Source organism: Clostridium caldaquaticum, from assembly GCF_023806125.1.
Lineage (GTDB): Bacteria > Bacillota > Clostridia > Clostridiales > Clostridiaceae > Clostridium_AT > Clostridium_AT caldaquaticum.
This window is the reverse complement of the sequence record NZ_JAMSKT010000002.1, coordinates 149,031-171,281: the sequence shown is the minus strand read 5'-3', so window position 1 is coordinate 171,281 and position 22,251 is coordinate 149,031. Positions and strand designations below refer to the sequence as shown.

The 22,251-nt window shown below is 29.2% G+C and carries 21 protein-coding genes; 5 read left to right on the top strand and 16 right to left on the bottom strand.

What is annotated here, in order from left to right:
- The first annotated feature begins 6 nt into the window (after positions 1-6).
- Positions 7-585: an electron transport complex subunit RsxA gene (gene rsxA, locus M2651_RS02145; RefSeq protein WP_252130685.1), complete on the top strand. Its 579-nt coding sequence runs from the start codon at positions 7-9 to the stop codon at positions 583-585.
- A 12-nt stretch (positions 586-597) separates the two neighbouring features.
- Positions 598-1,398: an RnfABCDGE type electron transport complex subunit B gene (gene rnfB, locus M2651_RS02140; protein WP_252130684.1), complete on the top strand. Its 801-nt coding sequence runs from the start codon at positions 598-600 to the stop codon at positions 1,396-1,398.
- A 247-nt stretch (positions 1,399-1,645) separates the two neighbouring features.
- On the opposite strand, the gene M2651_RS02135 is transcribed toward rnfB, so the two are convergent.
- Genes M2651_RS02135 through M2651_RS02120 form a run of 4 tightly spaced genes read right to left on the bottom strand, consistent with a single transcriptional unit; the run spans position 1,646 to position 7,206 of the window.
- Entirely contained in the window at positions 1,646-3,067 is a 1,422-nt protein-coding gene (locus tag M2651_RS02135) for a glycosyltransferase family 2 protein (protein ID WP_252130683.1), read from the bottom strand.
- A 4-nt stretch (positions 3,068-3,071) separates the two neighbouring features.
- Complete coding sequence (locus tag M2651_RS02130) at positions 3,072-4,226, bottom strand: HEAT repeat domain-containing protein (RefSeq protein ID WP_252130682.1); 1,155 nt, start codon at positions 4,224-4,226, stop codon at positions 3,072-3,074.
- Between the two features lie 10 nt (positions 4,227-4,236).
- Positions 4,237-5,076 carry a response regulator gene (locus M2651_RS02125; protein ID WP_252130681.1) on the bottom strand — a complete coding sequence of 280 codons (840 nt, stop codon included), beginning with the start codon at positions 5,074-5,076 and terminating at the stop codon, positions 4,237-4,239.
- A gap of 6 nt (positions 5,077-5,082) precedes the next feature.
- A complete protein-coding gene (locus M2651_RS02120; protein ID WP_252130680.1) occupies positions 5,083-7,206 on the bottom strand; it encodes a family 2 glycosyl transferase in 2,124 nt (707 codons plus the stop codon).
- Positions 7,207-7,500: 294 nt separating this feature from the next.
- Here M2651_RS02120 and M2651_RS02115 point away from each other — a divergent pair, with 294 nt between their 5' ends.
- The gene (locus M2651_RS02115; protein ID WP_252130679.1) at positions 7,501-7,719 is read left to right on the top strand and encodes a hypothetical protein; all 219 of its coding nucleotides are present in this window, start codon (positions 7,501-7,503) and stop codon (positions 7,717-7,719) included.
- Between the two features lie 19 nt (positions 7,720-7,738).
- Positions 7,739-8,011 carry a spore coat protein gene (locus M2651_RS02110; protein ID WP_252130678.1) on the top strand — a complete coding sequence of 91 codons (273 nt, stop codon included), beginning with the start codon at positions 7,739-7,741 and terminating at the stop codon, positions 8,009-8,011.
- A 77-nt stretch (positions 8,012-8,088) separates the two neighbouring features.
- On the opposite strand, the gene M2651_RS02105 is transcribed toward M2651_RS02110, so the two are convergent.
- Positions 8,089-8,589, bottom strand: a complete 501-nt coding sequence (locus M2651_RS02105; RefSeq protein ID WP_252130677.1) for a TspO/MBR family protein — start codon at positions 8,587-8,589, stop codon at positions 8,089-8,091.
- A gap of 152 nt (positions 8,590-8,741) precedes the next feature.
- On the opposite strand from M2651_RS02105, the gene M2651_RS02100 reads away from it, so the two are divergent.
- A complete protein-coding gene (locus M2651_RS02100) occupies positions 8,742-10,436 on the top strand; it encodes a M3 family oligoendopeptidase (protein ID WP_252130676.1) in 1,695 nt (564 codons plus the stop codon).
- A 17-nt stretch (positions 10,437-10,453) separates the two neighbouring features.
- On the opposite strand, the gene M2651_RS02095 is transcribed toward M2651_RS02100, so the two are convergent.
- From M2651_RS02095 to M2651_RS02045, 11 genes are all read right to left on the bottom strand, one after another.
- Entirely contained in the window at positions 10,454-11,107 is a 654-nt protein-coding gene (locus M2651_RS02095) for a DUF3298 and DUF4163 domain-containing protein (protein WP_252130675.1), read from the bottom strand.
- A gap of 262 nt (positions 11,108-11,369) precedes the next feature.
- On the bottom strand, positions 11,370-12,365 hold the full coding sequence (locus M2651_RS02090; RefSeq protein WP_252130674.1) for a Gfo/Idh/MocA family protein: 996 nt from the start codon (positions 12,363-12,365) through the stop codon (positions 11,370-11,372).
- Between the two features lie 227 nt (positions 12,366-12,592).
- On the bottom strand, positions 12,593-13,609 hold the full coding sequence (locus M2651_RS02085) for an oxidoreductase (RefSeq protein ID WP_252130673.1): 1,017 nt from the start codon (positions 13,607-13,609) through the stop codon (positions 12,593-12,595).
- A 191-nt stretch (positions 13,610-13,800) separates the two neighbouring features.
- Positions 13,801-14,610, bottom strand: a complete 810-nt coding sequence (gene larE, locus M2651_RS02080; RefSeq protein WP_252130672.1) for an ATP-dependent sacrificial sulfur transferase LarE — start codon at positions 14,608-14,610, stop codon at positions 13,801-13,803.
- 42 nt (positions 14,611-14,652) lie between these two features.
- Positions 14,653-15,378 (bottom strand): energy-coupling factor ABC transporter ATP-binding protein, encoded by a 726-nt coding sequence (locus M2651_RS02075; protein WP_252130671.1) that lies wholly within the window; start codon positions 15,376-15,378, stop codon positions 14,653-14,655.
- Positions 15,379-15,475: 97 nt separating this feature from the next.
- Positions 15,476-16,270, bottom strand: coding sequence for an energy-coupling factor transporter transmembrane component T family protein (locus M2651_RS02070; protein WP_252130670.1), 795 nt, complete (start codon positions 16,268-16,270; stop codon positions 15,476-15,478).
- Complete coding sequence (gene cbiM, locus M2651_RS02065) at positions 16,271-17,251, bottom strand: cobalt transporter CbiM (protein WP_252130669.1); 981 nt, start codon at positions 17,249-17,251, stop codon at positions 16,271-16,273. It lies immediately after the preceding gene.
- Between the two features lie 93 nt (positions 17,252-17,344).
- Entirely contained in the window at positions 17,345-18,502 is a 1,158-nt protein-coding gene (locus M2651_RS02060; protein WP_252130668.1) for an aldo/keto reductase, read from the bottom strand.
- Positions 18,503-18,529: 27 nt separating this feature from the next.
- Positions 18,530-18,910, bottom strand: coding sequence for a MerR family transcriptional regulator (locus M2651_RS02055; protein WP_252130667.1), 381 nt, complete (start codon positions 18,908-18,910; stop codon positions 18,530-18,532).
- A 157-nt stretch (positions 18,911-19,067) separates the two neighbouring features.
- Positions 19,068-19,808 (bottom strand): elongation factor P 5-aminopentanone reductase, encoded by a 741-nt coding sequence (ymfI, locus tag M2651_RS02050; protein WP_252130666.1) that lies wholly within the window; start codon positions 19,806-19,808, stop codon positions 19,068-19,070.
- Positions 19,809-19,951: 143 nt separating this feature from the next.
- Positions 19,952-22,135 (bottom strand): methyl-accepting chemotaxis protein, encoded by a 2,184-nt coding sequence (locus tag M2651_RS02045; protein ID WP_252130665.1) that lies wholly within the window; start codon positions 22,133-22,135, stop codon positions 19,952-19,954.
- Positions 22,136-22,251: the final 116 nt, after the last annotated feature.

The window sequence follows — 22,251 nt, the reverse complement described above, 5'->3', positions numbered from 1 at the left end:
TAAGCTATGAAAATTTTTGCTATTTTCCTGGGCGGTTTACTTATAAACAACTTTGTAATGTCCAGATTCCTCGGTATATGCTCTTTCCTTGGAGTTTCTAAAAAGGTTGAGACCGCTACCGGAATGGGATTTGCAGTAACTTTTGTTATGGCTCTGGCTTCTTTTATGTCATTCATTGTATACAAATTAATATTAGTTCCTCTTCATATTGAGTATTTGTATACTATAGCCTTCATACTTGTTATTGCTGCTTTAGTTCAATTTGTTGAAATGGTTATAAAAAAGAATTTTCCAGGGCTTTATAAAGCTTTAGGTATATACCTGCCTCTAATTACAACAAACTGTGCTGTGCTGGCAGTTGCAGTTTTAAATATGACTTCCAACTATAATTTATTAGAATCCATGGTAAATGGAATTAGTGCAGCTTTAGGTTATTTCCTTGCTATCGTTCTTCTTGCCGGTATTAGAGAAAGAATGGAAGCTAATGATAAAATGCCTCTTGCACTGCAAGGACTTCCAATAACACTTATTACAGCTGGACTTATGTCAATAGCATTTCTAGGCTTCCAAGGCCTAATACGTTAAGGGGGTGCCCAAATGGCAGTAAATGAAATACTTTTTCCTGTTATAAGTCTCGGTGGCTTAGGTCTCACCTTTGGAGCTCTTCTCGGATATGCTTCAAAGAAATTTGCTGTTCAAGTAGATGAAAGAGTTTCTAAGGTAAGAGAATGCTTGCCTGGTGCAAACTGCGGAGGCTGCGGCTATGCAGGCTGCGATTCTTATGCTCAAGCTGTAGTTGATGGTGCTGCTCCAGCTAATTTATGTACACCTGGTGGTGCCGCAGCTGCTGAAAAGATTGGTTCAGTTTTAGGTATATCTGTAGATGCAGCTGACCCAATGGTTGCTTTTGTGAAATGTAAAGGTACCTGCAGTAATGCAAAAGAAAAGTATAAATACTATGGTGTTTTGGACTGTCGTCAGGCAGTTGTTGCTCCAGGAGGAGGTTCTAAAGCCTGCGATTTTGGCTGTCTTGGTCTTGGCAGCTGCGTTACTGCTTGTAAGTTTGACAGTATTCAGATTAAAGATGGAATAGCTGTTGTTAACCAAAATACTTGTACTGGCTGCAATGCTTGCGTACAGATTTGTCCAAAAAATGTTATAGAACTCGTTCCTGCTTCAAAGAGTGTTCGTATAGCATGTAACTCAAAAGAAAAAGGAAAAACTGTAAAAGACAGCTGCTCAGCAGGCTGTATCGGCTGCACAATCTGTGCTAAAAACTGTCCTGAAAATGCTATAACCATGGTAGATAATTTGCCAGTAATAGACTTTAGCAAGTGTACACAATGTAAAGTATGTGTATCTAAATGTCCTACTAAAGCTATTACAGATTTGTTTTAATGATAATAAAAATACTGTGTCTAATGCTAAATAACGTTAGACGCAGTATTTTTATGGTATAAATTAAACTTTTGCCTTTAAATATTAAGTTAATACTAAAAGCCCATCTGTTTCCAGATGGGCTCTTGGTTTAGCACGTTCAAATTCAATTTTAAAATACAACACCGGTTATTAGCTTTTTATAGCTTACAATATTATGATACAGCAAAAGGATATTAGTGTCAACAAATATTTAAAAATATTTTTACTATTTACTAATCTTTTTATTAAAGTTCTGCCTTTTAAATTTTCCCCAGCTATGCTTAAGTCTTTGAAACCTGATGATTCCCTCTATCCTATACAATACAGTAAGCTGTCTATATCCAAAGTTTTCAATTATTCCGTAAAAAGTAAGCTTAAATAGCTGACGTAAAGTTGGATATTTATTAAAAGTATATTCTTCAAGAAGTATTGCACCAATAGATAAAATAACCCCGTATAATATTGAAGCAGCTAAAAATAAGATAAAAAATCTTACATTCAAAATACCTACAATATAAGATAATGGTATTAAAATATATCCTAGTATTTCAATAACTGGCCCAAACATTTCAAATAACCAAAAATAAGGTGCAGCTATAAGTCCTATAGAACCATATTTAGGATTAAACAGTATTTTTTTATGTCTTAAAAGACTGTCCATTAAACCAATCTGCCATCTTCTTCTTTGGCTTCTTAAATCCTTAAGCCTTTCTGGAGCCTGAGTCCAGCAGACAGGGTCTGGAATAAACTTTATATTATATTCCCTTTTATTCTTTCTCATATACTCATGTAGCTTTACTACCAGTTCCATATCCTCCCCTATAGTATTAGCAGTATATCCTCCAACTTCTATAACATTAGATTTTTTAAATGCACCAAAAGCTCCAGATATTATAAGTAATGAACCCATAGAATCCCATCCCATTCTACCTGTTAAAAATGCTCTTAAATATTCTACTATTTGAAACATAGCTACATTGTTTTTAGGAAGTCCTACATTTTTAATCATCCCGCCTTTAACACTACTTCCATTAGCTATTCTTACTATTCCACCTACTGCTATAGTTTTCCTATTCTCAATAAAAGGCATAATTACCCTAACAAGGGAATCATTTTCTAATATTGAGTCTGCATCTATAGCTGCAAATATAGGATACCTGGATACATTTATTCCTACATTTAAAGCATCCGCTTTGCCCCCATTCTCTTTGTCAATCACAACTAAATTAGGAATATCTAAACTTTTGTAAATACCTCGTACCTTTTTTGTTTTAATAATACTTCTAATAGGCTGATTTACAAGCTTTAAATTAAATGATTTCAAAACCTTATTTAAAGTTTCATCCTTAGAACCATCATTTACCACTACTATTTCAAAAGTAGGATAATTAAGTGAAAGTAACGACTTGATATTTTCTACGATAGTCTCCTCTTCATTAAAAGCAGGCACTAAAACAGAAATAAGTATCATATTATCCGAAGCAACATATTTCTTGAAATCGGAATAAAGTATTTTCCTTATATAATCAGATAAACTGAAAGCTGATAGTATCAGCTGAAGAAAATAAATAAAATTTATACAAAGTACATAATATAATACAAAATTGTTAAAGTAAAGTATAATTCTCTTAATCAGAAGCCAATCCATAATATCACCTATAAGTTTCTTTACTTTCAATATATTTTTTTATTAACTCAGAAAGCCTTTTTCTGCTTTCATCTTTTGATTGTTCGTATAGATATATATCCTGTATAACTCCGCTATCTTCTAAAGCCGAAATAATAATATCCTTTGCAAATCTATCTTCTCCAGACAAAATAATTTCAAGCTCATCAATACCATTCTTTATTTTTATTAATGAATTAGCAGCATTATACCTGACCCACCAAACCGAATCTGAAAGAACTTTAATCAAAGGATATAATGCCCTTTCATCCTCAAATCTGCCCAGACTCTTTGCAGCAGCAGCTCTAACTTCCCATTCCTTGTCGTAAAGCATTTTAATAATTTCATCAATATACCTAATATCTCCGTTTTTACCTATGGCTTTTATAGCAGCTATTCTTCTCTCTTTATCATTATCATCTATATATTTTAAAATAATATTATTCAATTCTATATCCATATAATTACCTGCCGAGTTTATAAATACTGTAGAAACAAATATATTTTCAGACTGAATCATAGCTTTGTATAATTTTAGCTTGTCTCCTTCATAACTGTCTATAATTTCTGTAAGACTTCTTTCGCTAAAAAAATATTTATTATCCAGTAAATTAAATGCTTGTGTAAAAGCCTCTAAATTCCCTATTTTAGCAAGTGCCATCAAACTATGATACTTAATATCTAAAGAAGACCTTTTAAACACTTTTAATAAGCTTGGAATTGCTCTTTCGCTCCTGAATTCTCCTAGATTCTTGCAAGCTAAGGCAGTTTTAAAGTGATCCCTGCTTTTTAGCTTTTTTGTTTCGTAATATACCAATCCAGAATTTTCGCAAAGCATTGTTAACCTTTCTCTAATAGTTCCAGAATAAATTTCGTTATAATGTATAATTCTTTCAATTATAATATTTCTCTTAGTTTTATTTTTCACCATTTTTCTGAGCTTTTGCATCTGTTTTTTATTTACATATCTAGTTTCAAGAGTTAAAAATAAATTATCTATAAATGGTATAACCTCTTTTTCATAAAAGTGTTTCTTTCTTAAAGAATATAAATCCAATATTTTTTCATAAAATAAATAAACATACAGCAAAAAAATAAAAAATGAAAAAAGTACTATTGAATAGTAAACATAACCCTCCATAATATCACCGCTATTCTAATAATCTTTTAATTCTAGAATCCAACTCTACAGGAGAAAAAGGTTTTATAACATAGTCGTCTGCTCCAGAATTAAGTGCACGTTCAATAATCTGTTCATTTTTTTGAGAAGATAAAACCATTATTTTTAATTTTTCATTAAGTCTTTTCACCTTTTTTATAAATTCTATACCTGTTGCACCTGAGATTACATAATCTGTTATTAATAAATCTATACTATTCTCTTTTATAATTTTCTCAGCAGTTTCTGCATCTTCAGCCGTAAATACCTTAAACCCTTTATTTCTATATCTCATACTCAATATTTCCAATATAATATTATCTTCATTTATTATTAAAATACAGGTTTCTGTATTAATTTTTGCAGAATCTTCAGTATTACAAAATTTACAGCTGCGGTTATTATGATGATTTATATATTTGTTACCTAATTCAATAAAGTTTTTTATCTTTATAACTGCCTCTTCCTTTATAATTGGTTTTGCAATGTAATCTAAAGCTCCAAGCTTTAAAGCATATAGTTTTGACTCTTTATCATCCAATCCCACAAATATTACAGGTATGTTTTTAAGATTTTGTTTGTCTTTAATCATTCTATAAAGTAAAAGACCGTTATTGGTTTTGTCATTATCAATAAGCACTATACTAGGTTTATTTTCTATTAAGGTATCTAAAATACATTTATCTAAATCTATTATGCCCCTTTCACAACTTTCTACAGTAATATCTATATTTTCTCTCTCTAATTCCTGAAGTACTTCTCTTATATCCTCAAGGTGTCTTGAATATATCACTAAGCTTCTTTTACATACTTTTTTATTTTCCTCATTCATGCATATTCACCTCAATTTTTTAAATGCTTCTTTCAAAATATAATATGAAGGTTTTAATCTCTCATGGTACTTTGGCTGCTCCCATTCTTTCCAGGAATAAAAATTCATAGTACTTTCAATAATGTTTTTTCCATCCCTTTGAACAATAACTCCTGAGTATATCCCATCAATTTTAATAGGCATTATACCATCTTTATATAAATCGTCCATAGCCATTTTCGTTGAAGGATCCATGATATTTAACAGCTGCCAAGGAATTCTTATCTCAATATTTTCTCCTTTTACACTATAATCTGTTAAAGAGTTATACTCCTTGTGTGAAGGATTACCATCACCAAATACTAACTTACCTGTTTCGTATTTTGATAAAGGCAGAGTTATTTTATCTTCCGGAAGATACAGCTCCCTGTTTAAACACAAATACATTGAATTAAAAAATCCGCTATTTTTCTTTTCGTAATCACTATTAACAGGCAGCATTTTTAATCTTGAATATGTATAATAAAAAGAATCGTAATAACTGTCTACAAGTATTCTGGAATTATCTTTTCCATCTAAAGTTATTAAAAAATCTACTGCTCTATTAAAATTTAATTTTAAATCTTTTGCTTCCATGTTTCCTTGATTATTTAATAAATCTATAGGTATAATTATTTTGTCTTTATTAAAATCATAACCCTTTAAATTTATCATAAAATACACATATTTTTCATCACACTTTACATATAAACTGCTGTTTTCTGCAACCACTAAAGGAGTATCCTTCTTCCAATCCTCTATATCTCCGTCTACATAGCATATGCTCTCATTTTCACCAGGATCAAAAGCTAATATACCAAATTCCTGCTCATTTGTCTGAGGATTAGACCAATATGGTCTCCTGTCTGCAATATCAAAGTCCATAGTATTCCATGTTCTTTTAAACCATTCATCCTGCCAGGTAAATACTAAACCTCCTGCATAGCCTTCTTGAAAAATATTATTCAGCATAAAAACATTCATTTCACCTTGAGACTTCTCATCTATATTTCCTTGGTTAAAACCCATATGAATATTTTCATGTGCCTTTCCCCTTGAAGCTGGAACACCAAATTCAGCAACCAATACAGGTACGCTGTGTTCCTTTATTAAATCCTTAAGATAGGCTCTGTATGTATTTATCCTTCCATCTTCGTCTTTAAAATTGATATATTTTTTATCATAATTCATAAAATCAGGATAATATGGATAAATATGATAAGAAGCAAATAATCCTGGTTTAAAACTTTCATTCCTTTTAATATGTTCTGTATTTACTACTGCCTTGTCCTCATCTTTTAAAGGTTCGTTTGGATGACTTAACATATCTGTAGTAACCCAATTGGTAAAGCTTAAAGGTCTTTGCATTTTATATTTTTCTGTTTCGTAACTAATTGCATAATCTCCTATCATAGCAAGCCAGGCTTCAAAAGGAGAAGCCTCTTTTGTAAAAAGATATTGACCATTAAAATTAGTTTTATCGGCATTTTTTTTATTTGTTTCAAGTACAAAATCAGGATCCCACTCAATACCTAATATCCATGCTGATACGTATTGAGATACATCTTTTGTATAAATACCGCTTGCATGACCTTTTTCTTCTGAAATTACAGCATTTCCATGAATAATATCTATAATACTTTTAATATCTTGCTTAAATCTTTCTGTTATTTTCGAATTATAAGCATCCTCAAGGCTTGAAATATCTTCCTCGTTTACCCACACTCCATGCATTACATAAATAGGCTCTGCATTATTTCTGTTGTATTCATAGAGAGCTTCATAAAAGGCGGGTTTTAAGATAGTATAAACCCTTATAGTATTGGCATTCATTTTTCCAATGTACTTAAGCCACCTTAAATATTCCTCTTTAGTTATAGAAAGCTCTCCTGGAAAAGAGCCTGGCTTACCTGCTCCTATATTTACTCCTTTTATAAATTCCTTTTTCCACTCACCAAACTGGTAAAAATAAAAATATTTATTGTCTACCATTGACACATAGGAAACCTCATCTTTGTATACTGAAAATTTATCTCTTACTAATGGTATCACTTTAATATATGAAAATACAATAATTATAATTAAAGTAACTACAAAAAAATATTTTTTCATTTACCTTCTTACCACCCTTACTTTTGTATGCACTTATTAAAAAAACAAATAGTTTCATAAAACTATTAACTTTTTATTGTAGTATTAATAAAATAATACAATAATTTTCTTGAAATTAATACAATAAATTCATTTTTATTATTAAAATATTTTCCAACAAAGTTAATAATCAATATAGATACTTAACATTCCAATGCTAACGATATAAAACTTTAAACTTAATAATTACCACTTATATTAAAATCATATTTGTAAATAATAATCTTGTAAAAGATTTCGAGGAGGGAAACAATCATGGCTAATACACAAGCTACTCAAAAACCACAATTAGAAAGTAATAACCTAAAAGTTATACAAGATCAAATAAATTATGAAGCGTTACTTACTAAAAAGTATAATGAATATGCTGGAATGTGTACTGATCAGAATTTAAAAAATTTATGCACTCAAGCTAGCCAGACTCATAAACAGAATTTTGACAGCTTAAAAACTTATTTAGATTCTCATCAATAAATTTTCGGAGGGATACATTATGATTACTAAATTATCTGAAAAAGATTTAATGCATGATTTGCTTGCTACAGAAAAACAGGTTATATCTGCTTACAGCGTTGGTATAACAGAAACATCCTGCCCTAATTTAAGAAATACATTAGTTACAAACTTTAAAAATGCTCAAGATACTCAATATAAGGTTTTTGATGCTATGAGACAAAAGGGCTGGTATACAACTAAAGATGCCGCCGATGCTGATGTTCAAAAAGTTAAAGATGATGCTAATACTATGATGAACGAATTAAAGTAATTATTAAAACCCTATGATGTTAAAATCGTAGGGTTTTACTTATAAATTCCATAATATTACAAAATTATTTCTAAAGTTTACATATTATTCAGCATCCAATAGGTAAAGTTTAATACTCCCGCAAAGGATACCCAAAGTATATAAGGTATCATTAAAATTCCAGAAGTTTTATCTAATCTAAAAAACTCAAAAGTAGTAAGCAATATAAATATTAGCATCAACATAAGCTCAATAAAAGCAAGCCCTATAAGCCTGAATCTAAAAAATATTATTGTCCATAAAAAATTTAATATAAGCTGAACTATATAAAGTATTTTTGCCTTGCATATTTTTACCTTTCCTTTTCCTTTAAGCCAGATTCTATAAGCTGCAATAGCAATTAGAAAATAAAGAATCGGCCATACTATATAAAACACCAAAGAATGCGGCATAAGGCTTGGCTTAATTAAACCAGCATAAGTTTCTGGATTAGACATTCCAAGATACCAGCTTAAAACTCCACACCCCTCTGTAATAATAATATTTATTATAAATGCAAAGATATTTTTTTTATTATCTACTGTAAATAAATCAGGCATAGATTTTCCCTCCTCGATTTTTTCTATATATATTTATAATATAAGATTCAGTATATAAAAATATGCTAATTATAAAGCATACCTTGTAAAATTATCCTCATAAACATATAATTGTAATATATTTTTAATATTATAAAAAGGAAGGTATAAAAATGAAGTTTAGTGAGTTTAAGTATTTAAGGCCTGATATAAAGAAAATTGAAGCAGAATTCAATGAGCTTTTAAACAAATTTGACTCTGCTGTAAGCTTTGAATACCAAAACAAAGTTTTGGGTGAAATAAATAAGTTAAGAAGCGAATTTGAGTCAATGGCTCAGATTGTAGAAATTAGACATACAATTGATACTACTGATAAATATTATGAAGAAGAACAAAATTTTTTTGATGAAACGATGCCTATTTATCAGGGATTAATTTCAAAGTATTATACTTCACTTATAAATTCAAAATACAAAGCAGAACTTGAAAAAAAATGCGGTAAACAGTTATTTAATATTGCAAAATTAACCTTAAAGACATTTAAAGAAGAAATAATTGAGGATTTACAGATTGAAAACAAGCTGTCTAGCGAATATACAAAACTTATTGCTTCAGCTAAAATAATGTTTGAGGGTGAAGAAAGAACCCTTTCCCAACTTACACCTTTTACTCAATCTGTAGATAGAACTGTGAGGAAAAAGGCAAATGAAGCTAAGACTGCTTTTATGAGTGAGCATGAAGCTGAATTTGATAAAATTTATGATAGTTTAGTTAAAGTTAGAACTAAGATTGCTAAAAAGCTTGGTTATAAAAACTTTGTAGAATTAGGTTATGCCCGTATGCTTAGGGCAGACTACAATGCAGATATGGTTTCTAATTTTAGAAAACAAGTTCATCAATATATAGTTCCTATAGCTACTGAACTTAGAGAAAGACAAAGAGTACGTTTAGGCTTAGACAGATTAAAATATTACGATGAAAAATTTAGTTTTAAAAGCGGAAATGCTAAACCTAAGGGAGATCCACAATTCATATTAAACTGTGGAAAGAAAATGTATAATGAGCTGTCTCCTGAAACAAAGGAATTCTTTAACTTTATGACAGAAAATGAACTGATGGACTTAGTAAGCAAAAAAGGAAAGGCTGGAGGAGGCTACTGCACCTTTATCAGTAAATACAAGGCCCCATTTATATTCTCTAACTTTAATGGAACTTCAGATGATGTAGATGTGCTTACTCACGAAGCAGGTCATGCTTTTCAGGTATACAGCAGCCGAAACTATGAAATTCCTGAGTATAACTTCCCAACCTATGAAGCTTGTGAAATTCATTCTATGAGCATGGAATTTTTCACTTATCCTTGGATGGATTTATTTTTTAAGGAAGATACTCCTAAATATACATTTTCTCATTTAAGCGAAGCTTTATTGTTTATTCCTTACGGAGTAACAGTTGACGAATTTCAGCATTTTGTTTATGAAAACCCTGAAGCAACTATTGAAGAAAGAAAAAAGGCTTGGAGAAAAATAGAAAAAAAGTATCTTCCTCATAGAGATTATGAAGAAAATACTTACTTAGAAAATGGCGGCTTTTGGCATCAGCAAAGTCATATTTTTGGAAACCCTTTTTACTATATAGATTATACTTTAGCTCAGATTTGTGCATTCCAATTTTGGAAAAAAGCAAATGAAAACAGAGAAGCAGCTTGGTCTGATTATTTAAGACTTTGTAAAGCAGGAGGAAGCCTCTCATTTTTAAACCTTGTTAAATTAGCAAATCTTATCTCTCCTTTTGAAGATGAATGTATCCAATCTGTAATAGAACATATTAAAAGATATCTTCATAGTATAGATGATTCAAAACTGTAAAATGAAACAGCAGACCTTTATTCGTCTGCTGTTTCATTACTGTTTTCTTTATCCTTTAAAAGTCTTCCTATAGGACCTTTACTATTAATTATATCCGCAATATCTTGAAAATCTATTTCAAACTCCGGAAAACCATACTCAAAAGGAGTAAATTCAAACATTTGAAAATAAATAACAAGAGAGTGTTCTGTAAGATAATAATCTTGATTTATAGAAATAGTATTAAATTCTTCAGTAGTTTTTATTTCTCTTGATTTTATTTGGGATTTTATAATTTCATTAAGTACACCTATATATTTAGATTTTCTTATTCTTCTGCTAAATAAATCATGAAGATAATAAACCCTTGCATCCTTTAAACTAACATTAATAGTTTTTCTTATAGTTGTTCCTTTTTCTCCACCCTTAACATAGGAAAAAATTTCAATAATTATACTTAATGTGCCTCTTTTATTAAGCTTAACAGTATATCCTCCATTAAATTTTTTCTCTTTTTCTGTTCCATATCCTTCTTCCTTAAGCAGTCGATGAACTTCTTTTTTAATGTATCTATTTATACCTGATTCTGCACTTTTATGCTTTAGGCCGCTTACTTTAGGATAAGTGAGGTTAAGCCCTGGATTTTCAACTTTGACATCTGTTATTAATGCTGGCTTTCGTCTATGTCCCACTCTCATACAACTCCTTCTTCTTAATTTGTATAATATAAATATCTATATATAAAAATATATCTTTCCTTAATATTTATATTATTCAAGAGTGGAATAAGATGTAACTTTTCTACATAATTTCCCTGTTAGAAAAAAATATTAATATAAAAGTACCCTCTAAAATAGCATACTACCATTATAAATAATTTTAAATTTGTGTAGGATTTATCTTTTTAAATATTATAATATATTTTATTTTAGACATAAAAACCATAATTTAAAATTATAATTCTATGTCAACATCTGCTGGAAATTTAATTCCACCTTTATATCTTGCAATTGTTTGAACTTCACTAACTATTAAACTATGCTCTAACATTTCATAACATTTATTTAAATTATTATTTTTTATCATATCATTAAATTCAATAAACTCATTAATCATACGGTGTTCATAATTATTTTCATTTATATTAAAACTTGTACCATCATTCATTATTAGTTCAAAATTTGAACATACATTAGTTGGAGTATTTTGATAAATGCACCCCTTATCTCCTTGTATATTATTTGCTATAGGTGCTTTACAATCTTTTGCACCAATACAAATAGATTTAAATGTTCCATAGTCTAATAATAAAATCCCTGAAGTATCTATTCCTTTTTCAATATTGGGATAATACTCTACATTTTTAGGTTTACCAAAGAGTCCCACAACATAATGGATATTATAAATATTTAAATCCATTAATGCACCACCTGAAAATTTAGGATCAAAAGCAGGTAAAATATTGCCAGCTTTAAAACTATCATATCTGCTGGAATATTGTGAATAATTACATTGAACAATTTTTATATTTCCTAAAGAAGGAAGTAATTCTTTAATTTTTTTATAATTAGGCAGATATTGATTTGTGATTGCTTCAAATATAAATAATTGTTTTTCTTTAGCTAAATCACTTAAAATAACAGCTTCTTTATATGTTGATGTAATTGGTTTTTCAATAATAACATTTTTATTTGCTTCTAAAGCCTTTTTTGCAAATTCAAAATGCAAGTTGTTAGGTACTGCTATATAAATTGTATCTACTTCACTATTTAATAATTCATCATAATTATAATAAATATTTTTAATTTGATATTTATTCTTAAATTCAATCATTGAAGCTTTACTTTTTTCAGTTCCGCAAATTCCTGCTAATTGTAAATCTTTTAAATATGGAGTAATTGTTAAAAAATCCTTTACAATCATTCCTGCACCAATAATACCTAACTTCATGTTTGTTCCTCCTTGTTCACAAATCCTTCTCATAATTTTCAAACTGCTCTGATAAATTTTCAAATATTTATTACACTTTTATTATAAATAATTATGACAACTATAACAATTCACATAATTTCACCTATTGAAGTGAAAAAAGAAAAATTTTAATTTTGCTGCTCAAAACTGCCTATATCTTTTTTAAAAATAAGATATAGGCAGTTTTAGTTACTTGAATTTACTTATTATTTTAAATCTTTTATCCCTTTTTCTAATATTTCCATCTGTAATAATATCTGCTCATCAGTAATTGTCTTATCTTTACCCTTTAAAATTACTTCATATAAATCATCATACACTCTTCCATAATCACCTTTAACTGATTTCACTTTTTCTTCATGAATTACGCCTTCATCATCAATATAAGTCAATACACCATAATGTTTAAGAGTATCAATTCCAAATCCATCATTTCCTGGCATGTAGAACAATTTTAAATGTTCTTCCTGCCGATCCTTAGTTTTCTTAATAAAACATCCTTTTTTACCGTAAACTGCAAAGCTTGGTCTTTCTTTTAATCTAAAGTAACTGGATTTTACAGATACCTTTAAAATTCCGTAGTATAAATCTAAATCAAAATAATCATTCATTCTGCCTGACCCCAATAATTGTCTTACATCATAATGAATATAATCTGGTTTGCCAAAATAACTGATAACTTGGTCAAGGGTGTGACAGCCATGACCATATAAAAAAGACATCGCTGGTTCAAATTTAGTAATTGATTCTGGTATTTCTGGACGATAATAATCATAATGCATTTCTACTTCTATTAAATCTCCCAGTTTTCCTTCTTCAATAACTTTCTGTACTGTTAAAAAATCACTATCAAAACGCCTGTTTTGATATGGTTGAATAATCAATCCTCTTTCTTTTGCAATTTCAAATAATTCCCTTGCCTGTTTAGATGTCTCCACAAATGGTTTTTCAACTAAACAATGCTTATTATGATTTAATACCATTTTAGCATATTCATAGTGACTGTCATGTCTTGTACAAACTGCAATTAATTGAATTTCCCTGTCATTTAATAGTTCAGCCAAATCAGAAGTATAATTTACACCTGCAATCCTATCCCAACTTTCATTTTCAGGATGTCTTTGATAAATGGTTTTTACCTTAATATTTTTTCTTTGAAGAACAAATGGCAGATGGTATCTATTAACACTCTTTCCGTTTCCAATATAACCAATAGTAAGCATTCTTTACCTCCAGAATAAATATATTAAATTAAAGTTTATAATATTATATTAAGGGCTTTTTTCACTATTTTTCACCAAATCCAAAATCTCTATAACTTCAATAGAATCCTTCTAACTCATTATATCACTATGTTTAAAAAATTATAAATGTATATAAAGCATAATTAAAAATTATGCTTTATATACATTTGTCAACCATTTTTTATTATACTTTCATTAAAACTTCCTACTCTATAACCTTGCATATCAAGTGTTACATATTTAAATCCAAACTCTTTAATTTTTTGATAAATATTGTCTAAAAGCTGTTCATCAAATAATCTTTTTCTGTCTTGTCTGTCTACTTCAACTCTTGCTAAATCTCCATGACATCTTACTCTGACAGCCCTAAATCCTACACTCATCATGTATTTTTCTGCCTTTTCTATCTTCTCAAAATCTTCAACTTTAAGTTCATTTCCATAAGGTATTCTTGTTAAAAGACAAGCATATGGAGGTTTGTCCCAAGTGTTTAAGCCTAACTGTTTTGAAAAAGCTCTTATTTCTGCTTTAGTTAATTTGCATTCTAAAAGCGGACTTTTTACTTTTAGTTCTTTTAAAGCTTTTAGACCTGGTCTATAATCTCCTATGTCATCAAAATTTGTTCCATCAACAACATAATTATATCCTTGTTTTTCAGCTGTCTCTAAAATCATTTTAAATACAGCAGTCTTACAAAGATAGCATCTATCTTCAGGATTATATCTAATTGAATCAATAATTGGAGATTTTATAATTTCATGATTCACTCCCAATTCTTTAACTAATTTTTCAGCTTCTTCTACTTCCCATTTAGGAATATATGGGGATAAAATTGTTACTGCTTTTACATTATCGCCAAGAGCTTCTTTTGCAGCTCTAAGCAAAAAAGTACTGTCTACTCCCCCTGAAAAAGCAACTACTACTTTCCCTAAATTTTTTAAGTAATTTATTAATTCATTATATTTTTCATTAGTTATCACGAATTATCCCCTCTTATATTAATACTTTAAAATAATAAAAAATTATATAATGTTATATTTTTTTAAAAACTCGCAATCATTTATGATATTTTCATACTTATCATCCTTAATGATTTTGTGTTCTTCTGAAAAAACAATAGCTCTATTAAAAACACCTTCTATATATTCAAAATCATGGGTTGCACAAATTATAGTCTTTCCGCTCTTGTTAAGTGCTACCAGTAAATTTTTTAAAAATTTCTTTCCTTTTGGATCTATTCCGTTCATTGGTTCGTCTAAAGTTATTACTTCTGGATTCATAGCTAAAACACTGGCAATTGCAACTCTTTTTTTTTCTCCTCCACTTAAATTATAAGGATGTTCCTCCTTTAACTTCTCAATATTAAGAAGTTTAAGACAATCGCTTACTCTTTTGTTTATTTCATTTTCTGGTAATCCCATCTGCATAAGTCCAAATGCTACTTCTTCAAATACAGTAGAACAAAATAACTGAGCATCAGAATTTTGAAATACAAATCCTAACCTTTTATGAAATAATTTCAAAAACTTATTATCTCTTAATTTATGTTCAGTTATTTCGTTATTATCAAAAATATATTTTCCACTTTTAGAAAATATAATTCCATTCAATAATTTTAATAAAGTTGATTTTCCACTTCCATTTGGTCCTATAATAGCTACAGATTCTCCTTCTTCTATATATATATTAATATTATCAAGAGCTATTTTATTCTTGTATGTAAATGTAATATTTTCTAATTTTATCATGAAGAATTCTCCTGTTTTTTAAGAAATATATGGCTATTAATGCTTATATTTACACTTTTTTATATTCTAATAAATTCAATTAAAAAAATTATCTTTATTAAATATTAAAATATATAAATAAACTTAACAAAAATATATTAATAAATAAGTATCCAAAATCTGCTTTTTTGAATTTTAAATTTACCTTTGCAGAATATTCTCCTGAAAAACACCTGCATTCCATAGCATAAAACATCTCTTCACTCATTATATAAGATTTAATAAATAACTTTCCCATAATCCCTGTGAGAGAATTATATTTATTAGAAGTTATTCCGATTGATCTGAGTTTTAATGCATGAAAAAGATTTATAGAATATTCACCTAATAAAACAATATATCTTATGGTTATGTCCATAATCCAAATAAACATATCTGGTACAAATAATAACTTTAATGATTTATTAATTTCGTTCCATTTGGTATTATGAGATAACAAATTCACAAGTAATATAGTAATAAATATTTTTTGAAAAAGTAGCAGACTGTTATAAATATTCCCATGAAATATAGATGGTATTAAAGCTATTAAAGTTATTAATGGAAATATAAAACTTTTTATTAATATAATTTTTCTTATTTTCTTTTCCATCAATAAAAGATTAATCAACACATATATATCTATTATTAATAAATAAATAAAACTTCTTGAAATAGATATACAAATTATCATAACTAAAACACTTATAACCTTTAACGTTGGATTTATTAAATAAATTAATTTATCTGAACTTTTATTTTGTCTGATTATGGATATTATTTTAATTAAAGAAAAAATACTTTTTTCAATATATGTATTTTTTTCTTTCTTTGGAATGTAATTATCTTTTTCAAAAAGCCATTGTGGAATCATCTAATCTCCTTTTATAAATTTCTTTAAATTTATTTTTCCTAAAAACTTAAAAATAATCAGGATTAATGCTGCTCCAATAAGTGCTGATAAAATATAGCCCAAGTATTCATTTAAATATCCAAAACTATAATCAGGTAATGGAGAATTAAACTGAACTCCATTTTCCATTCCCTTAGGAACAAATCCCAAAAGTTCTTTGATTTCATCAATACCCCATTCACCCCAAGCAGTGCCGCTTGCTAAAAGTCCTAAAGGGGTAACTGCAATAATAATTCCTATAATAACATATAGAGCTTTTAACTTTTCTGCCTCTCCTTTATAAATCACATCTGGCAATGCTTTTTTAATGTAACTATAGGCTCCTAAAGTAATTATTCCTTCTAATAATCCTACTACTAATAAGTGAGGTATCATCATAGCTGGAATAGATACAGTCAGGTCATACGGACTATATAGCGGAAATCCTGAAGCGTCTTTAAAAAGCAATGGCTGAACTCCAAACTCAATTGCAGTAAATAAAGCAGCCATATTAACAGCAAAATAACCACCTAGGAAAGCTCCAATATAATCTGATTTTCCACTATTTATAATTTTTTTTGTAAGTTTAAAAAAATAAAATGCAGTGAATGGCATTACAAAAGCCATATTAAAACAATTAACTCCTAATGCTAAAATTCCCCCATCTCCAAAAAACAATGCCTGAATTAAAAGAGCAATTGTAACTGCAAAAACAGCTGCATAAGGTCCAAGCAAAATAGCAGCTAAAGCTCCTCCAACTGCATGTCCTGTAGTTCCACCTGGAAGAGGAATATTAAACATCATTATTAAAAAAGAAAAAGCCGCTATAACCCCAAGAAGAGGCATTTTTTGTCTTGTTATTTCTTTTTTTATTTTTAGACTTGCTCTTTTCCATATTGGAAGCATAACGGCTCCAAAAACAGCACAAGTTGATGGACTTAAATAATTATCTGGTATATGCATAAAACTCCTCCAAAAAATAATTAAGTTTTATATATCATTTTATGTTTGTGTATAATTAATTTGTACTTTTTCCTATTAAAATTTAATAAATTTTTATAGAAAAGTTGCTGTAACCTTTTCTAATTCTTCCCTGATTGCGATTCCTTGAGGACAATGTGTTTCACATTTGCCGCATTTTACACATTTATTTGATCTTTGCTCTTCTTTTAAAGAAAAATATCTTGCCTTAAGCTGTTGTTCGTTTTCTTTATTTACAAACATATGATATTCATTATAATAAGTAAAATTCCTTGGAATATTTATACCAACTGGACATGGCATACAATATTCACACGCTGTACAATTTACTTTGATTTTTGATTTAAATATTTCTTTCACTTTATTCATAACATCAAGTTCTTCTTCTGATAAAGAATTAGGCTCAGAAGTTGAAGCTATTTTTATATTTTCTTCTACTTGAAGAGGATCATTCATACCACTTAAAACTACAGAAACTTCCGGATGATTGTAGATCCATTTCAATGCCCATTCAACAAAAGTTCTATCAGGATTTGCTTTTTTAAATATTTTTTGTGCTTCATCAGGAATTGAATTTACTAGTCTTCCACCTCTAAGCGGTTCCATTACTACAACCCCAAGACCTTTTCCTGCAGCATATCGTAAACCTTCAATACCTGCCTGATTATATTCATCTAAATAATTATATTGAATCAGACAAAATGACCAATCATAATAATCAACGATTTCTTTAAAAACCTCTAATTTGTCATGAAAAGAAAATCCTGCATATTTTATTCTTCCATCTTTTATTGCACAATCTAAAAAATCATCTATACCTAATTTTTTAAGTTTGTCCCAAGTTTTCTTTTCTAATGCATGAACTAAATAAAAGTCAATATGATCTGTATCTAATCTTTCAAGTTGTAAATTTAAATATTTATCCATATCTTCTCTTGTATTAATTAACCAGCTAGGAAGTTTTGTAGCAAGCTTAACCTTTTCTCTATAACCATCTTTTAGAACTCGTCCAATAAAAGGTTCACTTTCACCACCTCGCTCCATTCCTGTTCCATGATAAGGGAATGCAGTATCTATGTAATTAACTCCTTCATCAATAGCCTTTCTTATTAAATTTTTAGCTTTTTCTTCATCAATTTTAGATACATCTCCTTCAATAATCGGAAGTCTCATACATCCAAATCCTAAAATTGAAACCATTTCATTAGTTTTTCCAAATTTCCTGTATAACATCTCTCTTACCCCCAAAAATAAAAATGATTATTTATTTAAATATTTTTTTCTTTGCATATCATACCATTGTATTTTATTGTTAATTTTATCAAGAAGACTATTCATTTCCTTTATTTTTTTCAGTAGTGCTTCTTTATGATCACATAATATTTTCATACGTTTCTCCATTGAAGGATCACCACTTGAGTAAAAAGCGACAAATTTTTTCATTTCAGATATAGACATACCTGTTTCCCGTAAACAGCATATAAACTTCAGCCATTCAATATCATCTGCAGTAAATAATCTGTTTCCATTTCCATCTCTCTTTATAGGATGCAATAATCCTTCTTGTTCATAATAACGAACCGTATGTGTAGGCAGATTTACTATGCTAGCTGCTTCTTTAATTGTAATAAATTCTTCCAAAATTATTCCTCCTACTTGTAAACATTATGAAAATTAAGTTGTCAGTATAATATTTTTGTATATAAATTCAATTTAAATAAATTTTCTTGTATTAACTATGTGATAATTAAATATTACACCTTTAAGTGCACTTTAAGTCAATATATTATGTGTATAATTATATCATCCCGCCGTCTACAGTAATAACCTGCCCCGTTATATATTTAGACGCATCGCTTGCTAAAAAAACAGCAAGCCTCCCTATATCCTCACCAGAGCCGAACTTCATCATAGGTATTTCTAATTTCAGACTTTCCTTCTCTTCATTTGAAAGATGGTTATTCATCTCAGTATCTATAACTCCCGGAGCTATAGCATTTACTCTGACATTAGAAGCAGCCAGTTCCTTTGCCAGTGCTTTTGTAAAGCTGTTAACGGCTCCTTTTGTTGCTGAGTAAATTACTTCGCAGGAAGCCCCAGCATTTCCCCAGATTGAAGAAATATTTATTATACTGCCGTGCTTTTTAGCAATCATATATTTAACAGCACAATGTGAGCAGTTTATAACTCCCTTTAAATTTGTATCTATCAGACTACTCCATTCTTCTTCACTCATATCCATAAATAGCCCTACTTTTGATATTCCTGCATTATTAACTAATATATCTATACTTCCAAATCTTTTTACAATTTCACAAATAATATCTCTCGCTTCGTTATACCTGCTTACATCACCCTTTATAATAATTCCATATCCTCCGTTATCTTTAATAAGTCTCAAAGTTTCCAAAGCTCCCTGCTCATTTTTATTGTAATTTACAGCTACTGCTGCACCAGCTTTAGCAAGCTCCAAAGCTATGCTCTTTCCTATTCCTCCTGAAGATCCGGTAACAAGTGCAGCCTTTCCTCTTAAGTTCATACAATTCACCCCTTACGTACTTTTTTACCATTATAACAAATAAAAGCAGATTATTCACTATGAACTAATCTGCTAAGTATTGTATTAATAATATTTTTTCTCCTTATATATTTTTTCACAATACTTAAATTCACTTATTATAATTACATTAACTTGAATGCTCTTACAACATCACTCAGATTCTCTGAAGAATGAGAAAGAATCTTAGAGGCTTGTTCAAACTGAGCAGTTTGTTTTAAAATAAGACCCACCATTTCAAGAACAGTTTCACTTTTATTAGCATTTTTTAGTGTATCTTTATCAATTTCTACTGCTGCTTCTCTTATACTTGATGTAATCTGTTCAATTTCCTTAGATTGAAGCTGAATCAAATTTGTAATAGATTGAATATCCTCAGCCACATAATTAACATCTTTTTGGATTTTGTTAAATGTATTTATTGATTCTGTTAATATTTTACTTTCACTATCTATTTTTGTTCCTATATTACGCACCTTTGCTATTGTATTTTCAGTTTCAGTTTGTACTGAAGAAATTAGCTTTGCTATAGAAACTGCTGCTTCTGTTGAACCTATCGCAAGCTTTGCTATTTCCTGTGCAACCACAGCAAACCCTTTGCCTGCTTCCCCAGCACGAGCAGATTCAATGGAAGCATTTAAAGATAACAAATGTGTCTGCTTACTTATATTGCTTATTACATTTGTAACTGAACTAATCTCCTTTGAATACTTCTGCAATACTGTTATACTATCTAATGTATTTTTCATTTCTTCTTCTAGTTCACTCATCTTTCTTAAAACCTCTTTAGAAACTTCAGAATTAAAAGAAGCAAATTCATTTGTATTTTTTATATTGTTGCTAACATTTGTAATCAAATTCTCCATATCATTAATTGCAGATGATATAAAACTTAATTTTTGCTGCGTTTGCTGAAAAATTTTATTCTGTGTTTGTGCTGCGGATACAAATTCTGTAATAGAACTTTCTATTGTTCCTGAGCTGCTTTGTACGCTTTCTGCAAGACCAGATAAAGAGTGAGCCGAACTTTTAGAATCCTCTGAAGCTCTTCCAATACGTTTAATCATGTTCATTTGATTACTTATAAACTTGTTAAACCATCTTGCCAGCTCTCCAATCTCATCATTAGAACTCTTTTTTACACGAAGTGTAAGATCTCCTTCTCCTTCTGCTAATTCTTGAAGTATTGAAATCGTACTATTTAATGGATTTATTATAAGTCTTTTAATTATATATACAGCCGCACTAGTAATCATAAGCCACGTTAAAAATAATCTTAAAAGCTCAAAAGAATTACTAAATTTTGAAAACAAAAAGCTTGAAAACATTAAAGCTGCATTAGTTAAACCTAAAATCATAGTCATTTTTAAACTTAAACTTCTGAAATTATATATTTCATCAATGTCGCCTTCACACATCATACCCCAGGTTTCTTCGCAATACGGCGGCTGAATTACAACGCCTTTTCCGCCTACAAGTATGTGCCTATAATCAGGATATCCCGGCCATGTATCCAAATTTTCACCATTTTTTATTGTATTATTTACACCTATATGAAGATAACCGGTAGCAGGGTCAGTAAATACAATTTCAAATTCAGTATGCTTTGTAATTTTTATAACTCCGAAACTTTTAGTCTTCACTCCCTGTTTTAAATTATCTCCCAAAGTAAAAGTATCATCTTCAAAACGACTTCTTGAAATAGCTGTACCAGGAGCTATTCCTCTATTGGATTTAATCATAAAAAGATAATTATCTCCAGAATCCTTATATACATGAGTATCTTCATCCTGTATAACATCACTCATAACATCGTTAGGAATTCTTCCACATAAAACAGCTTTTCTCCCAGTTTTCTTGTTAAAATAGGGTAATGAAAACATTAATGTAACTTCATCTGAAAATTTAGAATTAAAATTTCCAATCCTCTCTGTATCTGGATCACAATATGGTCCATACATTAAAGGTTTAAGCTCCATACCTTTAACGTAATTTGGTAAATGACTCATGTTTTTATTAATATTTAATTCAGAAGTAGAAACATTTACTATTCCGTCCTGATTAATAATAAACAGTTCAGAAAAATCTTGGAATTGTCCTCTTTTTTCTTCCAGTAATTTTATTAATTCCTTATAATTAATCTCATTTTCATCAAAATAAGCTAAAAGAGAATCTCTTATAAGTTCTAAAGCAAGCCACGTATCTTTAAACCAATTATCCAATGCCTTTTTTCTTCCTCTGGCGATACCTTCAAATATCTTTTCTGATTTGTCCTTTAAATTACTATTTATAAAGTATGAAAAGTTCATTCTAATCCCCCCATATTTTCAATATAATTCTGCAAAAAAATTAAAGTATTTAGTGTATCTAGTTTTGTAATTATACATTAACTGCAGAACTTTATCATTAATATATAAAGCATTTA